Origin of the sequence: Pseudoalteromonas sp. SG44-1 (assembly GCF_014164315.1) — a bacterium.
Lineage (GTDB): Bacteria > Pseudomonadota > Gammaproteobacteria > Enterobacterales > Alteromonadaceae > Pseudoalteromonas > Pseudoalteromonas rhizosphaerae.
This window is the reverse complement of record NZ_JACJEW010000105.1, coordinates 1-5,878: the sequence shown is the minus strand read 5'-3', so window position 1 is coordinate 5,878 and position 5,878 is coordinate 1. Positions and strand designations below refer to the sequence as shown.

General features: G+C 35.5%; 7 protein-coding genes. 3 read left to right on the top strand and 4 right to left on the bottom strand.

Annotated elements, in window-relative coordinates:
• Nucleotides 1–131 precede the first annotated feature (131 nt).
• From H5187_RS22540 to H5187_RS22530, 3 genes are all read left to right on the top strand, one after another.
• Nucleotides 132–524, top strand: a complete 393-nt coding sequence (locus tag H5187_RS22540) for a hypothetical protein (RefSeq protein ID WP_182798389.1) — start codon at nt 132–134, stop codon at nt 522–524.
• 2 nt (nt 525–526) lie between these two features.
• Nucleotides 527–868, top strand: a complete 342-nt coding sequence (locus H5187_RS22535; protein ID WP_182794947.1) for a hypothetical protein — start codon at nt 527–529, stop codon at nt 866–868.
• Nucleotides 869–1,025: 157 nt separating this feature from the next.
• Nucleotides 1,026–2,054, top strand: coding sequence for a reverse transcriptase domain-containing protein (locus H5187_RS22530; RefSeq protein ID WP_182798388.1), 1,029 nt, complete (start codon nt 1,026–1,028; stop codon nt 2,052–2,054).
• A gap of 314 nt (nt 2,055–2,368) precedes the next feature.
• Here the strand turns inward: H5187_RS22530 and H5187_RS22525 are convergent, their stop codons facing one another.
• The 4 genes from H5187_RS22525 to H5187_RS22515 all read right to left on the bottom strand — a co-directional run bounded on the left by H5187_RS22525 (nt 2,369) and on the right by H5187_RS22515 (nt 5,732).
• Nucleotides 2,369–3,271, bottom strand: coding sequence for a KTSC domain-containing protein (locus tag H5187_RS22525; protein WP_259399239.1), 903 nt, complete (start codon nt 3,269–3,271; stop codon nt 2,369–2,371).
• Between the two features lie 19 nt (nt 3,272–3,290).
• Nucleotides 3,291–3,521: a hypothetical protein gene (locus H5187_RS24790; RefSeq protein ID WP_259399240.1), complete on the bottom strand. Its 231-nt coding sequence runs from the start codon at nt 3,519–3,521 to the stop codon at nt 3,291–3,293.
• Entirely contained in the window at nt 3,518–4,375 is an 858-nt protein-coding gene (locus H5187_RS22520; protein ID WP_182794949.1) for a chitodextrinase, read from the bottom strand. The genes H5187_RS24790 and H5187_RS22520 overlap by 4 nt, the downstream gene beginning before the upstream one ends.
• Before the next feature lie 475 nt (nt 4,376–4,850).
• Nucleotides 4,851–5,732, bottom strand: coding sequence for a hypothetical protein (locus H5187_RS22515; protein ID WP_182794950.1), 882 nt, complete (start codon nt 5,730–5,732; stop codon nt 4,851–4,853).
• Between the last annotated feature and the right edge of the window lie 146 nt (nt 5,733–5,878).

The window sequence follows — 5,878 nt, the reverse complement described above, 5'->3', positions numbered from 1 at the left end:
ATCATCACATTGAGATAATGCTTTTTCAACCGCTTGAACTTTAAATTCTTGTGTAAATCGACGTCTCATTTTTATCTGCCTCTATTAAAAGTTAGAGGCGACAACTATCCTGACACAGGGGGGTTAATAAGTTGGAAGTGTTTAAAAGTAAGTTAAATGAGTCTGATATTGAAGGTGTTCACTTTCGGATTTTGGGTTTTGCTGCGATGGAACATGGTATTCAACATATTAACGATAATCTAGATTTATCAATATTCTGCCCTGTTACCCTTAAAAAAGGGATTTCGGATTATGAAGCTGAAGAGGCTGATGAATACAAATCTTTAATGGTGGGCTTAGAAAGTAATTTACAAAAGAAATATGAGGGTTTGAAAATTAAAGACTTCTCTTTAGGTTACAAAGAATCAGAAACTCTTTATCAAGTGTATGGCAACAATTGTTCAAATAACGTCTTTCCTTTATTTTGGTGGCCTAAAAAGAAAGGTGGAAAGCCTAGAAATACATTATTTCGGAGGTTAAGGTAATTATGAATCCAATCTCGATTAAATTAGTATTTGATTTAGCTACAGATAAAGAAGAGCATGAACTTTATGAGCTACATAAAAAATACCGTTTAACGCCAACAGAAATTAAAGAAGCAGTGGCGTTTCTAAGTGAACAAAAGGTAATAGATCATAATGGTCGTTTTTTTAAGTTATCTAAAAATCTTACAGGAAGTCAACTGAGTGTCATTTATAATGCGATTGTTGCTAGGAGCTTAGAGCTAGATAAACTTGAAATACAAAAAATTATTGATAAAGCCAAGCCGACAACAGAGTTGTATAAACCTAATTTAGAAATAATAGATGAAACTTTAAGGTTAGACTAATACCGATATACCGTGGTATTGTTAACTGTCGCTTGTTTACTAGCGTTAGGGTGTATTCGCCCTATAGTGGGAGGTTATTTTTAACCTCATACATGAGAAGCTAATTATTATTTCGTAGTAACAAGCGACCATTAAAAATAAGAAGTCAGGTTATAAGTTGTTAAATTCGAGTCAATGGAAGAGTTTTTTAGTCAATGAAGGGATTAGTGTTGAACAATCCGACCTCTTAGCTAATTACACTGAACAATTAACGAGTAGTGGTTTTCCCGTCATCTTTGAGTTAGAGCACTTCGCTGTGTTGCTAGGTGTCGAAAAGAACTACTTATACAGAATGATGTACAAAAGTAGGGAGTTTTATCGTACATTTAAAATTAGCGGTAAAAAGAAAAAAAGATTAATCAATTCCCCATACCCAATCCTTAGTTATGTCCAATCTTGGATTAAAGAGCATATTCTAGAAAATATTGAAGTTAGTGAACAAGCATATGGCTACGTGAAGTCCCGATCAATTCTTGATAATGCTAAATTACATCTTGGCTGTACGCAACTTCTAAAATTAGATTTTAAAGACTTTTTTGGTCATATTAGCATTCATGATGTAAAGCGGGTATTTCGTGATGTTGGCTTCACGCCTAAGTTAAGTTATCAAATGGCAAAAATTTGCAGTGTGAATGGTTGTTTACCTCAAGGTGCTCCTTCAAGCCCTATTCTTAGTAACTTAATTATGAGGAAGTTAGATAATGAGTTAGCACACTTATCTAAATTTCATAATATTAAGTTCAGTCGTTATGCAGATGACTTAGCATTTTCTGGTGAAATAATACCAAGTAGCTTCATAGTAATGATTGTAAAAATTATTGAGAGTAATGGCTTTACTTTGAACCATAAAAAGTTTGCCCATAAAAAATCAGGTCAAAAGAAAATGGTAACAGGTTTGTGCATTACCGGTGATAGAGTAAGAGTTCTAAAAAAAACTCGGAGAGAATTTAGACAAAAACATCATTATCTAATGTTAAACAAAGAAAAGTCATTCAACGGTGATTATGGAGATCTCGACGTTTTATATCTTGACAAAATAATTGGTTTAGGGCGGTTTATCAAGTTCATAGAGCCAAATAATACATTTGTGAGTAAGGCTGTTGAGGATTTAGCTTCACTAAAGAAAGAGCTCTTTTCAATTGTCTAACAATTTGCATTTGCCTCTATTCTTGTAGAATCCAACTAAAGCTTAATTAACCAACTTAATTAATAGCGTTGTTTAAAATTATCAATAGTTTCATGATTAGTTAACCAACTTCCATTAATAGAAAGCGGTGAAAATATCAAAATAAACAACCCCCGAGTTAACCAACCTCATTAATGATCCTCAATTGATAAAAGTCATTATAGTTTGGGAATGAAATTATAGATTGGGAATCCAATCTCTATTCCCAAACAATAATTATTAAAAAGGGTGAGCTGAAGTGGCTCACCTTTTTTTATTTCTAGTCCAATGTTTAGTTATTTTTCAACTTTTGCAACTGGTTCAAGTGACGTCATTTTTAGATAAGTCATACTTTCAATATCTAACTTATCAAAAGGGTATTGGCCTCGAATATTATCATTAAAAACCTTCCCCATTGATGTTGAGTAATACAACTCATCCCATACTAAAATAGGTATATTGTAATAACGATAAACACTTCCTGATTCAAATTTGAGATCAAGAATTTTATTAATCGTTGAATAGCCGATGTGTGAAAAAGCATCTGAATTTACAGGGTGTTGTTCAAATAAGGGGAAAGGAGTTTGGTTTAAAATAGAAGCTTCAATTTTAGCACTTATTGCATTTGCAACTGCATTATTTCTTAGGTATGCAGCAATTAACCCATGACCAGTTGAGTCAAATAAAGACTCAGCAGAATAGTTTGAAGGTAAACTACCAAATAAAATCCTTACGGCTCGTATGACCCAGTCTTCGTCAAGTGTAAGGTGTGAAATGATCTCTTTATATTCCTCCCCCAAACTTCCTCCTATTGAACTTGTTGGTGTTGCTATTGCGGCTAGGCTAACCAGTGGATAATCGGAAGCAAGATACCCGTCGCTATATTGATAAGTAGATATGGTTTCCTCAAAAAGAGCATTGGTGTAAAAGTTACCTTGCGAGTGACCAATAAGAATAATACGGTTGCAAGAATGCATCTGAAATTGAAGTCTTTGAAATGCATTTTTATAGTCTGTCTCGTCAATAATAGAGTAATTTACTTCAGTAAATACATCCTGTAAAACAGACTCAATTTGAGCGATATCTATATCTGATAGTGAGCTAACAGTGCCTCCAATTATTGCAGTTATTATACGATACTCAGGTGAAAATACGGGCAAGTCACTATAATTTTGCTGTGCGACTTCATATATTTGCATAAATATAGCTTCACTTTTATTATCTCCCTGTAGGAAATGCTCCTTTTTTAAATTCAGGTAGGTGAGAATTTTGAAAGTTACCTAATCTATTTAAGTTTGCCCTATATTGCTTGATATTAGTCCACATCCCATTTACATAGAAAATGCGCACATTATCAATATTTCTAGAGCAATACCGATCTTGTGCTTGATAATTACCATTCGCCAAAACTGGAAATATAAGTAAGAGTAAAATATATATAGCTTTCATTTTATGTCCTTCTTAAGGATATTGCAGTCTTGATCAGCACTTCGATGAAAACCGTCATCCCAAGCAATATAGTCACTAATTTTATTTTGGCTTTTTCGGTTAGCGTAAGCTCTATCTATCGTATTAAAGTATAAAACTTCAGGTTCTCTAAAGTGTGGGTGTGAATTTTGTAAATATTGAACACAGTAGCTTATGTTGAGCATATCCAAAATAATCTGCTTACCGATCTCAGTATCTAAATTTGGTATACGGCCCTGCTCTATATCAATAACCAGTTGTAATGTTGAAGCGGCACCTAAACTAAAGGTGATGAGCTGTGGAGAATCAAACTTTTCATACACATAGCGCTCATAATCGTCGCGGATACCGTTGTCATTTTGATCAACACCGTCCAGCGTTTTATAGTCGTCAGGGTGTTCAGGTGGTAAATCTGGGGTTTGGTAAAATAAATCTTTAATTTTTTGCCAACTACTGTGGGGGGCGGGTTCGTTATTCTCATTCCAGTAGCGGGCAAGGTAGTAGTCGGCTCCGTGTTTTACAAGGTTGCCACCTTGATACACTTTGTTTGCTTGCCATTTTTCTATCACAGTATTTTGCAGCCAAATCCAACCATCCCAATGGGGTTGGTTTTCTATCGGTTCAATGCCTTTAACCCAAAAAGCGGCAATAAATAAGCTGTTGTTGTGAGTCACAACATCACCGGCTACATAAATTGAGCTGGCATTCCATTGTGGGTGGTTTGGTTGAATATCGGCTAAATCTGTATTTTTAGATTGTGAGTTAAGCTTAAAAATATTTGTCGCGTAAGCATATGAACAAAAAAGTAACCAAGCAATAATGATGAGTTTAGTCATTGCAAATTCCTTTTGATGAAGTTCCATTACTTTTTTAATTAAGTTCACTTTTTAGGTAAATGCAAGGTGGGAGGATTAAATATTTAAAAGTAATTACTGAATTTGTAGATGTGGATTAATCGGCTAATGAATTTAATATTAGTGTTAAAATCAGCTTTTGTTGGCGCTAAGCTTGCTGGCGCGTGTGGATTTGTAGCCTGGGCTTTAGCCTGAGAACTTAGTATAGCTATGAGGCGACGAATAAGGCATTGGCTAACAGTTTTACTCGCTAACGTGGTGATCCAAATCAGGACGGAGGGTTTCAAACTGAACAGCAACAGGTACATCACTACCTATCAGGGGTAAACAGTCGTAATTACCAGCTTGTGACCCTGTTTGGTTCTTTCTATTTAATCACTAGCAAAATATTACATTAAGTTTTGAGATAGGTTACCGAGCACCTTCGCCGTTTACAGTAATCAAAAAACTGGATTAATTAAGGCGTAATATTCAGCGCAACTGATGCACTTATATCGCGACAATGTTCCGTTTCTATATGTATGGCTATCTGAGGTAATATTTGATTATTTACCGTGCGAACCGCGTGCATCAGGTTCTTTGGTAGTGTAATCAGTACAGTGTTTTCATCATCTTTACCGGGGCTAAGTATGAACTCCTTTTTAACTTCAATTTCTTCAATCTGTGTCACGTGACGGACAATTCTTTTTCTATTAAAGGAACTGTTATCATCATCGGTTGAAAAAACAAAAAATACCTCAAGAACTTCAATACGAGCAACTAGCCTCTTTATCTTTACTGCTTGCGTAGGTGACACTTTGTATTTGGTTTTAATAGTTTGCCCTGGTTTAAAATCTTGGTGATCAACTTTGATTGATATTGGCCCACATCGACTACGATCCAATTCTTTGCGATAGTAAAAATAGGTTTTAGGAACAAAAAACAACCATAAAGCCGTGCATATCCATCCAAAGGTAGATGGAGCCCATAGGCTTGGGATGGCAATCAGGCTTAACAAGATTGAAAACAGTGTTAAGCGAATACGAAACTGAAGCGGTTTAGAATTTCCATGCCCTTCATACACATTTTCCACTTCTGCTGGCTGTTGGGGAGGAAGGCGACGAACTAATTGTGACTCACCTTGCTCATTTTTGGAAAAAAGCCCGTATTCTATTTGGATTGCCCCCGGTGTTTGCGTCGTAAACGTTGGTTTAGAAGGAATTGAAGATTGGTTTGAATAATCAAGTAAATATTTTTTAATAACTTTTTTATCCCAGCCCAGGGGAATATCCGCGTAAGCTATGATATACCAATCTATCGATAATTTATCGCCGTGCCAGGTTATCGGATAGTCATCCATCGCAAACTGAAAGGGGAGGTGATCTAAGGGATCCCCAAAAATAATTATTAAGTTTCAATTACATCACTCACATCCATATTTTTCCAATCGATTTGCACTACTACCTGTACGAAATAGGCTAGTCCTTCCAAATAATCTCGCCGTCG